Raw genomic sequence first — 17,909 nt, forward strand, 5'->3', positions numbered from 1 at the left:
GCCTTACTAATCCCTGACGTTGAATTCGACGTTCCAGCGTTCCTCGCCATTTACGCTAATGGCTTCAAGCTGCAATATACCCATTTCGGTCACACGGGAAGCCAGCTGTACGGGTACCACTTCGCCTTGTTGGCGACCCTCGGCCGGAAGGTTAATGTGGATTTCCGGCAGTTCTTCCAACTCGGTTTCGTTCCAGTCGTCCAACAGCTCTCCAGCCTGATCGTCCCGGCGTACCGTGGAACCCAGGAAGCGGAAGTGCACGGGTTCGCCGACAACCAGCCCCAGAGGCTGACCGGGCACCGATACTTCCGAACCTTCTTCCATACCAAACGGAGCGACACACAATGCTTCCAGCGGTGGCGCCATGCCGGGAATCGCAGGCATAGCGCTTTCAATACCGACGTAGTAAGCCGAGGCGATACCGCCACGAATGCGAACCCCCTTGCCGTGAGTTGCGAGACCGTGGCGCACAAACCCATAGTAGGAGGCACCACGGGCAACCGCCAGGTCCAGATCCACGCCGGTCAACAAACGGGCAGCGGGGGTGGCGGATTCACTCAACCATTGATTCAAGGTGTCCATAACACGGGAGGACAACATGGGTGCCTTGAGCACACCGCCGTTAAAGATCACGGCGCTGGGCTTGATAAAGTCCAGTGCCGCGGGCGCCCCGGGCATAAAGGGATTGACGTCTTCATCGTCCGAGCCTTCACCGTGCTTGCACAAGAACGCGGCCAAGTGGCGGGTAATTCCGGCGTCCTGGGCGTAGGGCAGGCCCACCTGAGTCAGCGCCGAGCGCGTGTGCTGGCGCGGATGTTCGTCCACGGCAACGCGGGGGAAGAAGCCATCCACCAGCGCATTCAACACGTCGTCGCGGGTCAGTTCCGTTCTGATGGAACCGCCGATCAGGCTGGAGCCGCGAGAGGGCACAACAATCGGTACGGCCTCGACGTCACTATCACCCAGTAATGCCTCTTTGGCGTCACGACAGCCATGAGCCAGGGCCTGAATTTGCCAGGGAGCCAATTTGGTACCCTGTTGTTTGAGCTTGGTGCTGAGCCCGTAGGCCAGCGCCAGATCCATATTGTCGCCACCGAGCAGAATATGGTCGCCCACCGCCACGCGGTTGAGCACCAGTTCGCCCTGTTCTTCGGCAACGCTGATCAGCGACAAGTCGGTGGTGCCTCCCCCGATATCCACCACCAGAATGGTATCGCCGACATTGACCTGGTCGCGCCAGTTTTCGTTATTGCCAAGCCAGCTATAGACCGCCGCCTGAGGTTCTTCCAGCAGCGTCAGCTGCGCAATACCGAGCGACTGTGCCGCCTCGGCGGTTAATTCCCGGGCACCGGGATCAAACGAGGCAGGCAGGGTAACCGTCACCTGTTGTTTGACCAAGGGATGATCCGGGAACTGATGATCCCAGGCGGATTGCAGGTGACGCAGGTAAACACGGGTGGCTTCCACCGGCGAAATTTTAGCCACTTCTTCCGGGCTGCCCTGAGGCAAGAAAGCTTCGTGGCTGTTACTGCCGGTATGACAGAGCCAACTCTTGGCGCTGCCGACCAGTCTGATGGGGGTTTTATTTCCCAATTCCCGGGCAATACCGCCTACCAGGTGTTCGGCGCTGGCGCTCCAGGGCAGTGCCCGGTCGCTGCCACCCAGTTCCGCCTCGTGAGCCTGATAAACAAAGGAGGGCAGTTGCGAACGGTTTTCCACCTGACCCGGCCGCACCAACTGGGGAATTTCCAGGGTGAGCTGCTGGGGTTCTTCTGTGTTCAGTTCGGTGTAGGACACCACACAATTGGTGGTGCCTAGGTCAATGCCGACAGAGTAGCGGCATTCAGTATTCTGTACCTCTTCCATGTGTTACCTCTCAGAGTTCGATCTCTGCCGGTGCCAGTACCCGGGCATTGTGCCCGGGGGCCAGCTTGGGCAGATTTACCTCTTCGGCCTTCCAGCCTTTGTGGACCAGGGTGCCGGTAAAGGGGGCCTCGCCAACTACATTTCCGGTCAGGCGGTTTTCACTGGCATTGAATCCGGGCTCCAGGGTGACTCGGGATTCTTCCTGTTGGCTGGAGACGGGAGAGAGTTCAAAGTAATTATCCAGCACCTTTTTGGCACCGGTATGAACGACACGGGCGGCAGCGCCCACGTCAGCATCGCCAAAGTTGCTCAGATCTTCCTGGACGAAATCGATAAAACGGCTTTCCTGTTGCAGCAGGGACAGCAGCTGCAGGGCGGAGGTGGGATTGGTGTCCAGCAACTCAACCGGTTTGTCGGCGGTTTTGGGCTGAGGGGCAGGGGCTTGCGGAGTGGGTTCCGTAGCTTCGGGCTCTGTACTGTCGGACTGCCCGCGCAATATGGCGGAGACCAGGAGTACGCCGGCGAATACGGCCAGAATCAGATGCAGGGCGTCCAGGCTCTGCGGGAAGCTGGTGAGATCAACTTGCATGGGATACCTCGAAAAGGGCTGGATGGTGCGAGCCGGGTCGGTGCGTTTGTGCTTGCTCCGGCAAAAACGCCTGGCCCGGTAAAATTTGCCGCGATTCTAGCACGGTGAAAAGGCTAATTCCTTATTATGATAGTGCTGCTGTCGCAAATCCCGAAGTCGTCTGGCCGGACAAGGGGGTGGCCCCGTTTTTTTGATCTGAGTCAAAGCAATATGAACTAGCGGTCACTGAGTCCTATATAGGGGTCGCAAAAATCGCAAAAAACGGTCATATTTCGCGAAATTCTCAGAAGTCGCAAAAAACGCAAGAGACTCCTCGCGCACTATAAAACCGAAGCGATAAAACAGGTGGATACACCCGGGTAACCGGGGATTGTGGGTGTTACAACAATTTCACTGGCCAGGGCCACGCCGGGAGCTATAGTTTTCTGGGGGGCATCTATTGCAGAGGTTTAGGGATTATGAGGAACAACGGACCAGTTACTCAGCAGGAAAGATCATACGATAGCCATCAGCGCATCGTCAGTACGACCACCACTGCAGGTATTATTACCGGCGTCAATGATCACTTTATCGACATCAGCGGCTACAGCGAGGAAGAGTTGCTGGGCCAGCCCCACAACCTCGTACGTCATCCGGATATGCCCAGCGCGGCCTTTGAAGGCCTTTGGAACACCGTCAAGGCGGACCGGCCCTGGATGGGATTGGTCAAAAATCGCTGCAAAAACGGCGATCACTATTGGGTTAATGCTTTTGTAACGCCCATGGTGTCGAATGGGCAGACGATTGGCTATCAGTCAGTACGCTGTAAACCGAAGCCCACGGTGGTGCAGAGAGCCACAAATTGCTATCACGACCTGCTGAAAGGGGCTACCTATCAACCATTGTTGCAGCGATGCATGGGCGGCTTGACCAGACAGCTCCTGTTGTTGGGTGTTTTGGCGTTGGGCCTTGGGATCGGTATAGGTCTCGCCGTTGCCAATGAGGCAATGGATATCACCGCAGTCAGTGCTGTCCTGGCGCTGGCAGTTATTCTTGGTGCAGGCCGGGTTATTGCCCGACCCTGGATCAGTGCTGCGGCGTCGGCAAAGAAGATCTTTGAGGACCCGGTGGCCCAGCACATTTATACCGGTCGCAGTGACGAACTGGGTCAGCTGCAACTGGCGATAGAGTTTCTTAAGGCGCAACAGCAGACCATCATTCATAGATCCTCCGAGGCGGTAGATGAACTCGGTCAGGTGGCTGCCGAAGCCGGCGAGGTGACTCAGGCTACCCAGGGTAATATGCACGCTCTCAACGGAGAGGTGGACCTGGTGGTATCCGCCATGACGGAAATGACCGCCACCGTGCAGGAGGTGGCCCGCAACGCCACCGAGGCGGCCAGCGCCAATCAGGAAGCCTTTACCAACGTGGAGCAGGGACGTGAGGTTGTGCGTCACACAAAAGACATCATTGGCAGTCTTGCCGAACGAATAGAAGCGGCCTCCTCGGTCATTCAGCGACTGGCTCAGGATACGGAAACCATAGGTGCAGTTGTGGACGTCATTAACAGCGTTGCTGAACAGACCAATCTGTTGGCTTTGAACGCTGCCATCGAGGCGGCCCGCGCCGGTGAGCAGGGGCGAGGATTTGCCGTGGTGGCGGACGAAGTTCGCTCACTGGCGGGTAAGACCCAGGCTTCCACCGGCGAAATCACTCAGATGATTAACACATTACAGGAGGCGGCACGTTCGGCGGTGTCGGCCATGGAAGAGAGCAGCGCGGCGGTGGAACAGAGTGTGAGCCATTCGGAACAGGCCGAAGCGAGCCTCGATGTCATTACCCGCAACGTCAATACCATCACGGATATGAGTGCCCAGATTGCCACAGCCGCGGAGCAACAGAGCGCGGTGTCAGAAGAGATCAACCGTAACATCGTCAATATCAACGATAGTGCCAGTAACACTTTGGATGGCTGCCAGCGGGTGAACAAAAGCAATGGTGAGCTGATAGAGAGTATTGAGAAACTCAACAATATGATCAATCAATTTGGCGGCAGTCGTTAACAAAGGAAGGGATTACGGATGATGTGTGCAACCATGGAAATCGAGCCGCAGCAACTTATTCATGAGCTGAGTGCCTACAGCGGTGAGGAATACTTTGCGAAATTGGTAGAAAAATTATCCCGACAATTGGGATTGGACTATGTGATCGTGGGGCAATTCCTCCAGAGTACGACTCGAGTGCGTACGCTGGCGGTGTGGAACGAAGCGGGGCGTCAGGAAAATTTTGAATACGAACTCGCCGGTACCCCCTGCCGCGATCTGAGCCAAAGAGGGATCTGCTGTTTTGCCGAGGGAATCACCAAGCTTTACCCCGCCGACAAGATGTTGGTCGATCTCGATATGGAATCCTATATCGGTGTGGTGTTGCGGGGTAAATCGGGCGAACCCCTGGGGTTATTGGTGGCATTGGGGCACAAACCCATTGAGCATCAGGAATGGTTGGTATCCGCATTTGAACTGTTCGCACTAAGGGCCTCGGCTGAACTGGAACGGTTCAATTACGAGACCCGTCTAACCGCCAAGATTTCCGAGCTCGAAGATAAAAACGAGCGCTTGAGAGTCGCACATCAGGTTTACGACTTTACGACAGACGGCATTATTGTCACCGATGCCGATAATCGTATCGTCTACGTGAATCGTTCATTGGAACGTATCAGCGGTTACAGTGAACAGGAATTGCTGGGAGGTGACCCCAGCATACTTAACTCCGGTTTACAGAGCCGAGAGTTTTACCGCAGTCTGTGGCAAGACCTGCAGACCAAAGGCTGGTGGAAAGGTGAATTCTGGAATCGCCACAAAAATGGCAAGACTTATCCGGTACTGACCTCGATCTCAACAGTTCCCGGTAAAGACGGACAAACCGCCAGTCATGTGGCCATTCATCGTGACATCAGCGATCAAAAAGAAGCCCAGCAACTGATTTCCTATCAAGCCGCCCACGATCAACTGACTGGGCTCTTCAACCGCTACGAATTCAACGCGCGGCTGGAGCATCAGCTTGCGGCGCTTCGCGATCAGGATACCGTTGCCGCACTGTTGCTGATGGATATCGATCACTTTAAATCCATCAATGACAGTATGGGCCATCACGTGGGTGATGAATTGGTGAAGCAGGTGGCTGATCGGGTCAGTTATCGATTGCGCAACGACGACCTGTTTGCGCGTTTAGGGGGGGATGAGTTTGCGATTTTTGCCACCTTTGACTCTGTCAATAATATCGAAACCCTGGCCAATAAGATCCTGTCATTGTTTGAAGAACCTTTTATTCTCAAGAGCGGCAGTCACCTCAAGGCCTCCACTTCTATCGGTATCAGCCTGTTCCGCACCGATGCCCTGGAAGCCAAGAACCTGATCAGCTGTGCCGATCAGGCTCTCTATCGGGCCAAAGGTGATGGTCGCGATACCTTTGCATTCTTCTCGGAGGAGCTGCGGGTGCAAGCATTGCGGCATCTGCAGGTCCGGCAGCGATTGGAGCGGGCCCTGGATGCTGATGCCATCGAGCCCTGGTTCCAACCTATTGTGCATATTGAAAGTGGCCGGGTCAGCCACTTTGAAGCGCTTGCACGCTGGCGGGACGAGGAGTTGGGTACCGTCTATCCCGACGAATTTATTGCCGTGGCGGAGCAAAGTGGGCTCATACAACGACTGGGCCAGCAGTTGTCGATCAAGGCCATGCGATATATCCATCAGCTTAATCAGCAGCTGGAGCAGCCAGTGGGGGTAGCCATCAATCGCTCACCCCAAGAGTTTATGAACGCCGGTAAAACTCCGGATCCTGTGGCCAGTCAGGCGCAGGAAATCGGGCTGTCACCCGAATTGGTCTGTATCGAACTGACTGAAAGCCTGATGGTGAAAAATCCGACCTTGGCCGGCGAATACCTGCGTAAACTCAAACAGCAGGGGATTACTCTGTCGATGGATGATTTTGGTACCGGTTTTTCGTCTCTGGCCTACCTGAAGATGTTTCCCTTCGATATTCTCAAGATCGACAAAAGTTTTGTTATGGAGATCGATCAGAATCCGGGGGATTTCAATCTGGTCAAGACTATTATTGAAATGGCGAACAACTTTGGCATGAAAACCGTTGCTGAGGGCGTGGAGACGCCCAGGCATCTGGAACTCTTACGCGAATTGGGTTGTAGCTATGCGCAGGGTTACCACTACAGTCCGGCGTTGGAATTCAGGGATTTGCCTTCCTATCTGAGCACTTTTCTCAATCACTAATATGCACCAAAAGAGATCGGGCTGCACTGTCCTGGGCTCCTTTTGGCGCAATATAGTTGACTAGACATCAATAAAAGACTGCAAGATCATCGCTATAACGCACATAGTTGGTGCTTTATCGTCTTGAATAGCCTGATTTTTGATCTTCCTGTCTCTATTTTGTGCTTGGCATTGTTTTTGCTAAAGCAGCGTATCTGTACCCATTTTGAGGTAGCCGCTAGACGGCGCCCACAGGATTTAAACGCTACTTCGAGCAGGACGTTTTATGTTATTTGGCCGCAAAAATCGCAAACCCATTGTGATTCCGGAAAAGAAAGTCGCGGAGTGGAAATACACCACCTGTAACTATTGCTCCACCGGTTGTTCCATTGAGATTGGTCTCAGCGAAGAAGGCAAAGTGGTCACCAGCCGCGGCCACGCCGGAGCGGACGTTAACCGGGGTAAGTTGTGTATCAAGGGTCTGCTGGAACACGAGCTGTTTGAATCGCCGGGACGTGGTACCCGCCCATTGATACGAGATAAATTTCACGAAGCCTTTCAGCCCACCAGCTGGGACGCCGCCATGGACCGCACTGCCGACAAGATCAAAGAGATCCAAAGCAAATATGGCCGCGACTCGTTTGCCATTGTATCTACCGGCCAGCTGCTGACAGAAGAATTCTACACACTGGGCAAACTGGTGCGTGGCTGCATTGGCACCAATAATTATGATGGCAACACTACCCTGTGCATGGCATCCGCCGTGTCCGGCTACAAGCGCTCCTTCGGTTCTGACGGTGCACCGGGCTGTTACGAAGATTTTGAACATACTGAATGCCTGATGGCGTTTGGATCCAACCTGCCGGAGCAACACCCGATCATCTACTGGCGTTTAAAAGAGGCTAAGGAAAAGCGTAACTTCCCGCTGATCGTTGTAGACCCTAGAGTTACCATGCTGGCCCAGTTTGCCGATGTGCACCTGCCCATTACACCGGGCACGGACTGCGTCCTGATCAACTCCATGTTACATGTGATCTTTAAAGAAGGTCTGGAAGATCGTGCTTACCTGGAAGCACACACCAACAACCTGGCGGAATTGGAGGCGCTGGTGACCCAGGACAAGTGGGCGCCGGAAAATGCCCAGAAAGAATGTGGCATCGATGAGGACCGCATCCGCATGGTGGCGCGCCTATACGCCAAGGCCGGTTCCGCCATGTCTATCTGGACCATGGGCATTAACCAGAGTACTCACGGCTCCGATGGCGTGGCTAACATTAACAACCTTAATCTGGTCACCGGCAACATGGGTAAGCCTGGCGGCACCAGTCTGTCCATTACCGGGCAGTGCAATGCCATGGGTACCAGGGAGTGGTCTTCCTGCTCGGGTCTGCCGGGTTATCGCATGCTGGAAAAGCCGGAACACCGTGATGAGATCGCAAATTACTGGGGCGTTGATCCGGAATTCTTCCCTAAGCAGCGCGGTCTCACAGAAACCGACATCTTCCCCGCCATTGAAACCGGCGAAATCAAGGGACTTTGGTTGGTGGCCACCAACCCTATGACCTCCATGCCGAACACGCCGCGTATTCGCAAGGCGATGGAGAAACTGGAGTTTCTGGTGGTGCAGGATTGCTACGAAGACGTGGAGACAAACCAGTACTCACACGTGTACTTTCCGGCAGCGGTTTGGGCTGAGAAGGAAGGCTGCCACACCAATACTGAACGTCGCGTCAATCTGGTGCGCAACGCGCTGCCTGCCTACGCTGAATCCAAGCCGGACTTCTGGATCTTTAACCAGATGGCCAAGCGCTTCGACCACGGCAAGGTGATCAAATTTCCAGAGACACCGGAAGGTGCATTCGAAGAAATGAAGGAGCTCTCCGTGGGTACCAGCCGCACGTTGGACATCTCCGGTATGAGCTATGAAAAAATCGAACAGGCCCGCGGTATTCAATGGCCTTACCGTGCCAGTGAAGACGGGCGCAAAGGTCAAGAAGGTTTAAGGGGAGACCCGCGACTCTATACCGATGGCGTCTTTCAGACACCCAATGGCAAGGCCAACCTGATCTGCGTGGACTTCGTCAACAATAACGAACAGCCCTGCGACGAGTATCCGTTCTGGCTCAACAGCGGCCGGGTGGTGGAACATTTTCACACCCGTACCCGTACCGGCAAGATCGGTAACTGTAACAAGTTCAGCCCCACGCCCTATATGGAAATGAACCCGGATGCGGCCGAAGAGCTGGGCATCAAGCATTCCGAGTACGTCCGTTTGACCTCCCGCCGCGGTGATGCTGTGGTTATGGTACAACTGACCCATCGCGTTGCCCGCAATGCGGTATTTATTCCGTTCCACTTCCACGACTGTGTTAACCGACTCACCTTGGGGCTTCTGGATCCATACTCGCGCCAGCCGGCCTTTAAACAATGCTCGGCACGTATCGAGAAAATAGACCAGAAGGAAGCTGCACGCCTGAACGCTGATCGTCGCGCGTTCTGATTGGGGGATAAAAAGATGAACTCTGAATTTAAACCGGAAAACCTGAAAGACGTCGAAATCTTTGACCCCCGCGATATGACTCCCGTTGTGCCGCTGGAAAAAGCGGAAAGCGCCAGCCATTGGGAAGTGCGTACCCAGGAGCAACCCTACGCCTTCCTGAGTGACAAAAAGGTCGATGAAAAGAATCGCTACGGCCAGTTGATCGACCTGGTGGACCTGACGGGATTGCCCGCCGAACGCTCCATGTACATCAACGAAAATCCGGACGTGGGGGTGAATCCCAACCGCAACAAACAGCACGGTTTTTTCTTTACCGCCGACAATTGTATCGGTTGCCACGCCTGTGAAGCGGCCTGTTCGGAGAAAAACGAAAACCCGGCACATCTGGCGTTTCGTTCGGTAGGTTATGTGGAAGGGGGCAGTTACCCTGACTACAAGCGCATGAATATATCCATGGCCTGTAACCACTGTGACAACCCGGTGTGTCTGAAGGGCTGCCCGACCCGCGCTTATACCAAACACGCTGAATACGGTGCGGTCTTGCAGGACCCGGAGACCTGTTTTGGTTGCGGTTACTGTACATGGGTTTGCCCTTACAATGCGCCGCAGTTGGATCCGGTGAAGGGGCAGGTGTCCAAATGTAATATGTGTGTGGACCGGCTCGAAGTCGGACTTAAACCCGCCTGCGTGTCTGCCTGTGTTGGCAATGCGCTGGACTTTGGTGTAGTTGAGAATGTTCCCGAAAACCGCGAGCAGGCCAAGTGTTCGATTCCCGGTTTCCCGACACCGGAGATTACTCACCCGAATATTCGTTTCCAGCAGACCAAAACTCTGCCCAATGAAATGATGCGTACTGATTCCATGCCGGTAAAATACCGTAAGGAAGAGGACGGTTCGTTTATTCCGATGGTGGATCAGAAGAAGGGTAAGGAGAAACACTGGAACTTTGCAAAACTGAGTTCCCGTGAGAATCCGTTGGTGCTGTTTACTCTGGCCATGCAGGGTGTGATGGGGGCGTTTGCGTTAACGTTCCTGGGCAGTTTGCTGGGTGTGGGATTCCTGGAAGCCTTCAGAGCGAGCAGCGTTTATGTCCCCTTGTTGATCGTGTGCCTGGTGATCGGTGCTGCCGGTAACTTTATGTCGGCGATGCATCTGGGTAAACCGCATCGTTTTTATCGCGGTTTTAACAACCTGCGTCATTCGCCGATGTCTCGTGAGATTTTGGGTGTTGCCGGGTTTATGGCCACTCTGGGATTCCATACCTTGTTTTCGCTGCCGGCCAATGGGGTGTTTCAGTCGCTGTATTCCGGGTTGATAGGTGCTGATATCAGTGCATTGATCAGTGTTGAGACGGCCACGTCAATTGCCGATGGTTTTGGTGTGTTGTGTCTGGCGTTTATTGCCTTTGGTCTCTACTACATGACTCGCTGTTACCGCATTGAGGCGCGTCCGTTCTGGAATCACTATCAGGTGAATACCGCGTTTGTGGGCAATCTTATTTCTCTGGGTGGTTTGCTCGGGGGTGGTACGTTGGTGGTGTCGCTGGTGATTGCCGGGGTGGATTATCAGGCGGCGTTGGTTAGCTGTGGTGCTCTGGTGTGCCTGGGTATTGCTCTGGAAGGGCTTGGGTTATTGGGGCACCATCGTGACATGAGCAGTGCCAATCATGAGGGGGCGGCCTCTCATTACATTCAGTGTACGACCTTTGGTAAGACTTATATTCTGCGTAATGTCTTGCTGATGGTTAATCTGGTTCTGGCTTCTGCGCTGACCTTGAGTGCCGCGACTGGCGTAGTTGCTCTGGCGGGTTGGTTGATGGTTGCTCTGGTTTTGGTGATGACTTGTCTGATTGGTCGTGCTCTGTTTTATGTATTGGTGATTCCGACCACTATGCCTGGGGCGTTCTTCTGGAAGAACAAGGGCTTTGAGGAGCATGCTCGCGATATCGGTTTGGCTGAGATGCCGCAGGTTGGGGTAGTGCCGCACGTTCATTGATTTTAGGGATTGTTCGGGCTGCGGAGTTAGGTCGTAGCTCCTCTTGGTCGTCGGGTTTTGTGCCACAACGGCGACTGGGGGAGTCATTTCCGAAGCTCTTCGGCGCCCCTCCGGGGTTCCCTCAGTCCCCAAAGAGCCCGGCAAAAAACGCCGGTCTCTTTTGCTCCTTCGGCGCTCTCGTTTTACGCTTCGGAAATAACTCCCCCAGCCACCTTTTACTTTTGTGGTTCGTCGAATGTGGTGCCTCAACCCAAAAAACCAGGAAAAACCATGACCCTGCTGGACCTGATCAACAAAACCTGCCTTATCGGCCTAAGCTACTTCGACCTGGACGGCGAACTCCTCAAACAATCTCAACTCTGCGGCACTGTGATTGGAGCGGACGAAGAGCAGGGTATCTCCGTGCAGCTGCAGGGCCAACCCGTTGCCGAAGGCGAAAAGCCCCCGGTCTTTATCCTGCCACCAAACCTGTCTCCCTGGTTTATCGCCCCTGAGGGCCACTACAAAAATGCCGAATCTGGGGTGGATATCCAAAACCCTGACTATCTGGTCACCTGGGATATCTACAAAACCGTCAAAGACACACCGGAAGGCGAGCACGAGTGGTGGGAATGGGTGCCTCGGACCGCGCCGCCACAGGTTGGCGCTTGATATCGCTGTAATTGGTATAGGGTAAGCACTGGTCGATCGCAAAGCGATCAAAAAGTCTATGGTTTGTCCTGCCAAGAGTCGCTCAAAAAAATTTGATAAAAAATTGAGAAAATTTTTATAAATTTGTGAACTTTTCCGGAGAGCCCCAGTCTGAGTTAACAGATTGTAGTGACTCTCTCCTCGCTTTGCCCCGACCTGGTTCGGGGCTTTTTATTTTCTGACCCCCAAAAATTCGCTCCCCGCGTCGCCCCGCACTGGCTCTCAACGCCATCCCATCTCCCAGTGACAGTCAGATTCCCGGCGATGTACTACTTTAAGTATCACAGCGGCGGGTGAATGGGTATATATAACTATTTGATATTTAAGGATTAGTTTCTATTTCCTGTGCTCCAAAATAGTTATTGCATCTCAATATGACACAAAAAACCAGTTTAAAAATAAAATCACGTGTCATACAATCGTCGGCTACCAAAACACAAAGAAGGGCTCATAAGTCATATTGGGCCAGATTAACCAAAGAGGTCATTGCGGATGAAAGTTCAGAGCTATGTGTCTGGCCAGTGGGTTGAAGGTCAGTCCTCAGGTGTCGAGGTCTACAACGCGGTAAATGGCGAGGCCGTTGGTGTCGTCTCCAGCGACGGAATCGACTTTAAGGCTGTCGTGGAATACGGTCGCGAAAAGGGCGGTGCGGCCCTGCGTGCCATGACCTTCCACGAACGGGCCAACATGCTCAAAGCCATGGCCAAACACCTGATGGAAAAGAAAGAAGACTTCTATCGGGTATCCGCCTGGACCGGTGCCACCCGTTCCGACAGCTGGGTGGATATCGAGGGTGGTATCGGCACTGTCTTTACCTATGCCAGCCTGGTGCGTCGCGAGCTGGCCAACGAAACCTTCCTGGTCGAGGGGCCGGCCGAAGGCCTGTCCCGCAATGGCACCTTTATCGGTCGCCATATCCTGGTGCCCAAAGAAGGCGTCGCGGTTCACATCAATGCTTTTAACTTCCCCTGCTGGGGCATGCTCGAAAAGATCGCCCCCTGCCTGGCCGCCGGTATGCCGGTGATCGTCAAGCCGGGTACGGCGTCCGGCTATCTGACCGAAGTGATGGTGAAAGAAATTATCGCCTCCGGCATTTTGCCTGAAGGCGCCATGCAGCTGATCAGCGGCAGCGTGGGCGACCTGTTGGATCATCTCAACGAACAGGATGTGGTGACCTTTACCGGCTCCGCTTCCACCGGCCAGAAGCTCAAGACCCACCCCAATATCGTTGCCAACTCCATTCCCTTCACGATGGAAGCGGACTCACTGAACTGCAGTATTCTGGGCACTGATGTTGAGCCGGGCTCTCCGGAATTTGATCTGTTTGTGAAAGGCGTTGCCACGGAAATGACCGTCAAGGCCGGTCAGAAGTGTACCGCCATTCGCCGTGCCATCGTGCCCCAGAATCGCGTTGAAGCTGTGTCCGAAGCACTTCAGGCCCGTCTCGCCAAGGCCACTTTGGGTGATCCATCCGTCGAGGGTGTGCGCATGGGGCCTCTGGTAGGGCGTTCGCAGATGGAAGACGTGTGGCAGAAAGTTGAGGAACTGAAACAGTCCTCCGAAATCATTTACGGCGGCAGCCGTGATTTTGAAATCGTCGGAGGCGATGCCGACAAGGGCGCTTTCTTCCCGGCGACGCTGATGTACTGCGACAAGCCCTTGACCGAAGAAACTCCTCATGCGGTAGAGGCCTTTGGTCCCGTTTCCACACTGATGCCTTACGACAGCACCGAGGACGCCATCGCCATTGCCAAACTGGGCAAGGGTTCACTGGCTGGATCTCTGGTTACGGCTGATAATGATATCGCTGCCAAGGTCATTCTGGGCACTGCGGCTTATCATGGCCGTATGCTGGTATTGAACCAGGAGTGTGCCAAGGAATCCACCGGTCACGGTTCTCCGCTGGCGACACTGGTTCACGGGGGTCCCGGTCGCGCCGGTGGTGGCGAGGAGCTGGGCGGCCTGCGCGCAGTGAAGCACTATATGCAGCGTACGGCAATCCAGGGCAGCCCAACCACCCTGACCGCTATTACCAAGGAATTCAATCCGGGCTCCGAGCAGCTGACTTCCGACGTGCATCCGTTCCGTCGCAAGTTTGAAGACCTGCGTATCGGTGAAACCCTGGTTACCCACCGTCGCACGATCACCGAAGCCGATATTGTTAACTTCGGTTGTGTTTCCGGCGATCACTTTTACGCGCACTTTGACGAAATGGCAGCCAAGGACTCCTTCTTTGGCAAGCGTGTGGCGCACGGCTATCTGATTATTTCCGCTGCAGCCGGTATGTTTGTGGATCCCGCACCTGGTCCCGTTATTGCCAACTACGGTCTTGAAAACCTGCGCTTTATCGAGCCTGTGGGTATTGGTGACACTATCCAGACACGCATTACCTGTAAGCGTAAGATCCTTAAGGACAAGCGTCCGGATGAAGATCTGCGCACCGGTGTGGTGGAGTGGGACATCGAGGTGAAGAATCAGAATGATGAACCCGTCGCCATCTACAGCATCATGACGTTGGTGGAATCCAAACAACAGTAAAAGGAAGTTATGACGATGTTCAGTCTCACAGTGACTTATCCCGCCGTTGAAGGCGCCAGGTTTGACATGGACTACTACACCGGCAGTCATCTGGCATTGGTGCAAGAAAAGTTTGGTCCTCACGGGCTTAAACAGATCGTTCTGCGCACCGGCGCCGCCAATAAACCCATGGGTGATGCCAGGGAGTTTGCCTCGGTGGATTTGGTGTTTGAAAGTCTTGATGCCTTCAAAGCCGCCACCGGCGCCGAAGGCAAAACCATCAATGCGGACATTCCCAACTACACCGATGCCGAAGCCGTCTACAGCTTCTCCGAGATTGAGATTCTTTGACGAGTGGTACTGGCATTGTCTGAACGGTAATAGCCGGTACCGACCAGACTGGCGGTCGAAATGCCCGCCAGTCAATTCCCTCCTTTTCTTCCTCTCTATAGTCCTCGACCTGCGCTCGTGATTCTATGCTGGTTCTCCTGTCGCGCCTGGGCTATATTGCCCTTGGCCGTGAAAAAGGAGACGCAGCTAGATGACATTGAGGTTCGGCACCCTGAGTACCTTTGACGACGATGCCCTGGGAACCTTAGATGCCGTTGGCATTGCCAAGGCCATCGCCGACAAAGAGGTGACGGCTCGCGAAGTCATGGAAGCGGCGATGGACCGGGCGGCGAAAATCAACCCCAGGCTCAATGCCATTGTGGCAGATTGCCCAGTTCAGGCAAGGAACAAAGTCGGTCAATTGTCTCCCGGCGTTTTTAGTGGGGTGCCGACGTATGTCAAGGATAACCACCCCTTCAAAGGCCTGCCGACCCGGCAGGGGTCTTTATCGATTCCCATCAAATACGAAATCGAATCGTCCGAGTTTGTGCGTCAGTATGAATCCACCGGCGTGGTGGTGTTGGGTAAAAGCTCCATGCCCGAGTTTGGGCTGACTGGCACTACGGAGCCACTGTTGGGCGGCGCCACCCGCAACCCATGGAATCCGGATTATTCTGCCGGCGGATCATCGGGCGGTTCGGCCGCATTGGTGGCCTCCGGAGTGGTACCCATCGCCCACGCCAACGACGGTGGCGGCTCGATTCGAATACCGGCATCCTGCTGCGGATTGGTGGGGCTTAAACCCTCCCGAGGTCGGTTGTTAAGTACAACCTCCATGGAAACCCTGCCGCTTCGAGTGACGGTCGAAGGTGTACTGACGCGAACGGTCAGGGACACGGCCGCTTTTTTCTATGGGGCGGAACAGCATTTTACCAACTCTGCATTGCCGGCCATCGGCGAGGTACGTCATCCTGTCAAAGAACGCCTCAGGGTCGGGGTTTTTGTCAACAAGTTTGATGGCAGCCGCTGCGAGCACGAAGTCGAAAACGCGACCTTGTCTGTGGCAGAGCTTTGCCAGAATCTGGGACATTTTGTGGAGGAGATTGATTGCCCGTTTTCCCCAAGATTGGTTGACGATTTTACCCATTACTGGGCCTTCTTGGGATTTGCTATTTATTGGTTTGGCAAAACTTCACTGGGTGACGAATACCTGCGTAAATACACAGAGCCCTGGACTCGGGCGCTGGCGAAACGCGCGACTCGCCAGTTGTGGAAACTGCCCCTGGTGCTTTCACGGTTGAGGAAATTCGAAGCGCAATATCAGCAGATTTTCCAGAAGTACGATGTATTGCTGAGCCCAACGCTCGGCACTACACCGCCTGTGCTCGGACATCTCGGTCCCGACGTGGAGTTTGAGACTGCCTACGAGCGACTGCAGAATTTTGCCCCTTTTACGTTGTTTCAAAACGCTGCCGGTGCGCCGGCGATCTCACTGCCTCTGGCGAGGAGTCAAGCCGGCCTGCCCATAGGAGTCCAATTCGCCTCAGGGGTAGGGCGAGAGCGAATGCTTCTGGAACTGGCCTACGAGCTGGAACAGGCAAGTCCCTGGGATCACCTCAGTATGAATTTGTAACCGGCCTGAATTTGACCCTCGTAATCGTACCTCCTATTATGATCGTCTAATTAAAACTGGTCTTATGGTCGAGTTTTAGGTGTCTGATCAAATGGGAGTATCCGCGCGAAAGCAAACGGCGGAAAATCAAATGAGCGAACAACAGCTAACCCCCAAACGAACCCGCCGATCCGGTACCCAGGCCCGAGGCAGGGCCAGACGCGATTTATTGCTGAACGCGGCCGCGGAGTTATTGGCAGAGAAGGAACTGGAGGAGATCACTTTTAACGAAGTGGCCCTGCACGCCGGTGTGCCTAAGGGCTCGGCCTATCATTTTTATGCCAATATTTCTGACGTCTACTCAGCTCTTACCAAGCGTATAGGCGAAGAGCTGCTCGAATGTCTGGCGCAGCCTCTGGAAGGGCATTCTCTGAAGCGGTGGGAAGACGCCATCGAAGTCTTCTGTGATCGCGCTGTCACCTTCTATGCCGAGCGCCCGGATGCGCGGCAGTTGCTGATCGGTGGCAAGACACCGCCGCAATATAAACGCACAGATCGGGAAAACGACCGCCGTATCGGTGAGCTGATGCTCAATTATCTTGATCTGTTTTTCGATGTTCCCAAGATGCCAAATCGGGAAGACATTCTATTCTTTACCGTTGAAATCATTGACCTGATGTATTGCTTGTCGATGATTCACCATAATCACATCACCCCGTCCATGGCGGCGGAGGCGAAGCGTGCAGGTATCGCTTATTTGCGCTCGTATCTGCCGGCGGAGCTCGCCTTGCGTGATTGTTAAAAACCTGACGAGGAATGGTCATCATGAAAGTGTTTGGAGTACCCCAAAGCCGTTCAACCCGCGTTACCTGGATGATGGAAGAGGTAGGGCAGGACTATGAATTTGATCCTATCGATTTTTATGCGGGGGAAAACCGCTCGGAGCAGTACCTGGCGGTGAATCCGTCAGGAAAGGTGCCGGCTCTGCAGGATGGTGACCTGGTGTTGCTGGAATCCGGTGCCATTGTGACCTACTTGGGAGATAAACACCCGCACAGCGGCCTGGTGCCAAAGGCGGGTACCCAAGATCGCGCCCGTCACGACCAGTGGTGCTATTTCGCACTGACCGAACTGGAGCAGCCGCTCTGGACCTTGGGTAAACACCGCTTCGCCCTACCCGAAGAGCATCGTGTGCCGGCCATCTTTGATTGTGCTGCCTGGGAGTACCAAAAGGCGCTGAAACTGCTTTCCGGTGGTCTCGGCGACAATCCCTACATTCTTGGCAGCCAGTTCAGCGCGGCGGATATCCTGCTGGGGCATACCCTCAATTGGGGTGTCTCTTTCAATCAACCTTTGGAATTCGACAATCTCGCAGCCTACCGCGACCGCCTCAATGAACGGCCCGCTCTGGCCCGGGCCCGGGCCAAAGAGGAGGCGGCCAAGGAGCGAAAAGCCAAAGATTGACGGGGGCCTAAGCAGACGCGGCGGGGGATTGCTGTCAACTTTGGGTTGACGCCTGCCGCAGGTTTTATCGGGTAGACTAGGGCGGCAACCCCACGGGTGTTG

12 protein-coding genes are annotated in these 17,909 nt (G+C 54.5%); 10 read left to right on the forward strand and 2 right to left on the reverse strand.

The features are described 5' to 3' along the window. Positions 1 to 6: 6 nt before the first annotated feature. Together HBA55_RS14770 and HBA55_RS14775 are read right to left on the reverse strand one after the other, a co-directional pair. Entirely contained in the window at positions 7 to 1,866 is a 1,860-nt protein-coding gene (locus tag HBA55_RS14770) for an Hsp70 family protein (protein ID WP_166992807.1), read from the reverse strand. A gap of 10 nt (positions 1,867 to 1,876) precedes the next feature. Beyond that, positions 1,877 to 2,455, reverse strand: coding sequence for a DUF2760 domain-containing protein (locus HBA55_RS14775; RefSeq protein ID WP_166992810.1), 579 nt, complete (start codon positions 2,453 to 2,455; stop codon positions 1,877 to 1,879). A gap of 458 nt (positions 2,456 to 2,913) precedes the next feature. Here HBA55_RS14775 and HBA55_RS14780 point away from each other — a divergent pair, with 458 nt between their 5' ends. The 10 genes from HBA55_RS14780 to HBA55_RS14825 all read left to right on the forward strand — a co-directional run bounded on the left by HBA55_RS14780 (position 2,914) and on the right by HBA55_RS14825 (position 17,807). Further along, the gene (locus HBA55_RS14780; protein ID WP_166992813.1) at positions 2,914 to 4,497 is read left to right on the forward strand and encodes a methyl-accepting chemotaxis protein; all 1,584 of its coding nucleotides are present in this window, start codon (positions 2,914 to 2,916) and stop codon (positions 4,495 to 4,497) included. An 18-nt stretch (positions 4,498 to 4,515) separates the two neighbouring features. Continuing rightward, on the forward strand, positions 4,516 to 6,720 hold the full coding sequence (locus HBA55_RS14785; RefSeq protein WP_166992816.1) for a putative bifunctional diguanylate cyclase/phosphodiesterase: 2,205 nt from the start codon (positions 4,516 to 4,518) through the stop codon (positions 6,718 to 6,720). A gap of 265 nt (positions 6,721 to 6,985) precedes the next feature. Next, a complete protein-coding gene (locus HBA55_RS14790; protein ID WP_166992819.1) occupies positions 6,986 to 9,199 on the forward strand; it encodes a molybdopterin oxidoreductase family protein in 2,214 nt (737 codons plus the stop codon). 15 nt (positions 9,200 to 9,214) lie between these two features. Continuing rightward, a complete protein-coding gene (locus tag HBA55_RS14795) occupies positions 9,215 to 11,194 on the forward strand; it encodes a DmsC/YnfH family molybdoenzyme membrane anchor subunit (RefSeq protein WP_240946094.1) in 1,980 nt (659 codons plus the stop codon). Between the two features lie 270 nt (positions 11,195 to 11,464). Continuing rightward, on the forward strand, positions 11,465 to 11,845 hold the full coding sequence (locus HBA55_RS14800; protein WP_166992822.1) for a hypothetical protein: 381 nt from the start codon (positions 11,465 to 11,467) through the stop codon (positions 11,843 to 11,845). 531 nt (positions 11,846 to 12,376) lie between these two features. After that, on the forward strand, positions 12,377 to 14,422 hold the full coding sequence (gene paaZ / locus HBA55_RS14805; RefSeq protein WP_166992825.1) for a phenylacetic acid degradation bifunctional protein PaaZ: 2,046 nt from the start codon (positions 12,377 to 12,379) through the stop codon (positions 14,420 to 14,422). Between the two features lie 15 nt (positions 14,423 to 14,437). Continuing rightward, entirely contained in the window at positions 14,438 to 14,752 is a 315-nt protein-coding gene (locus tag HBA55_RS14810) for an EthD family reductase (RefSeq protein WP_166992828.1), read from the forward strand. Between the two features lie 190 nt (positions 14,753 to 14,942). Further along, the gene (locus HBA55_RS14815) at positions 14,943 to 16,364 is read left to right on the forward strand and encodes an amidase (protein WP_166992831.1); all 1,422 of its coding nucleotides are present in this window, start codon (positions 14,943 to 14,945) and stop codon (positions 16,362 to 16,364) included. Between the two features lie 130 nt (positions 16,365 to 16,494). Then, the gene (locus HBA55_RS14820) at positions 16,495 to 17,145 is read left to right on the forward strand and encodes a TetR/AcrR family transcriptional regulator (RefSeq protein WP_166992834.1); all 651 of its coding nucleotides are present in this window, start codon (positions 16,495 to 16,497) and stop codon (positions 17,143 to 17,145) included. A gap of 23 nt (positions 17,146 to 17,168) precedes the next feature. Beyond that, positions 17,169 to 17,807 (forward strand): glutathione S-transferase family protein, encoded by a 639-nt coding sequence (locus tag HBA55_RS14825; protein WP_206019811.1) that lies wholly within the window; start codon positions 17,169 to 17,171, stop codon positions 17,805 to 17,807. Positions 17,808 to 17,909: the final 102 nt, after the last annotated feature.

The organism is Pseudomaricurvus alkylphenolicus (genome assembly GCF_011683955.1).
GTDB lineage: Bacteria > Pseudomonadota > Gammaproteobacteria > Pseudomonadales > Cellvibrionaceae > Pseudomaricurvus > Pseudomaricurvus alkylphenolicus.

Excerpts from the sequence above, each read along its gene's own strand:
- HBA55_RS14800 (WP_166992822.1), top strand. The coding sequence starts at position 11,465 with ATGACCCTGCTGGACCTGATCAACAAAACCTGCCTTATCGGCCTAAGC.
- HBA55_RS14785 (WP_166992816.1), top strand. The coding sequence starts at position 4,516 with ATGATGTGTGCAACCATGGAAATCGAGCCGCAGCAACTTATTCATGAG.
- HBA55_RS14825 (WP_206019811.1), top strand. The coding sequence starts at position 17,169 with ATGAAAGTGTTTGGAGTACCCCAAAGCCGTTCAACCCGCGTTACCTGG.
- HBA55_RS14770 (WP_166992807.1), bottom strand. The coding sequence starts at position 1,866 with ATGGAAGAGGTACAGAATACTGAATGCCGCTACTCTGTCGGCATTGAC.
- HBA55_RS14820 (WP_166992834.1), top strand. The coding sequence starts at position 16,495 with ATGAGCGAACAACAGCTAACCCCCAAACGAACCCGCCGATCCGGTACC.
- paaZ (WP_166992825.1), top strand. The coding sequence starts at position 12,377 with ATGAAAGTTCAGAGCTATGTGTCTGGCCAGTGGGTTGAAGGTCAGTCC.
- HBA55_RS14810 (WP_166992828.1), top strand. The coding sequence starts at position 14,438 with ATGTTCAGTCTCACAGTGACTTATCCCGCCGTTGAAGGCGCCAGGTTT.
- HBA55_RS14795 (WP_240946094.1), top strand. The coding sequence starts at position 9,215 with ATGAACTCTGAATTTAAACCGGAAAACCTGAAAGACGTCGAAATCTTT.
- HBA55_RS14775 (WP_166992810.1), bottom strand. The coding sequence starts at position 2,455 with ATGCAAGTTGATCTCACCAGCTTCCCGCAGAGCCTGGACGCCCTGCAT.
- HBA55_RS14815 (WP_166992831.1), top strand. The coding sequence starts at position 14,943 with ATGACATTGAGGTTCGGCACCCTGAGTACCTTTGACGACGATGCCCTG.
- HBA55_RS14790 (WP_166992819.1), top strand. The coding sequence starts at position 6,986 with ATGTTATTTGGCCGCAAAAATCGCAAACCCATTGTGATTCCGGAAAAG.
- HBA55_RS14780 (WP_166992813.1), top strand. The coding sequence starts at position 2,914 with ATGAGGAACAACGGACCAGTTACTCAGCAGGAAAGATCATACGATAGC.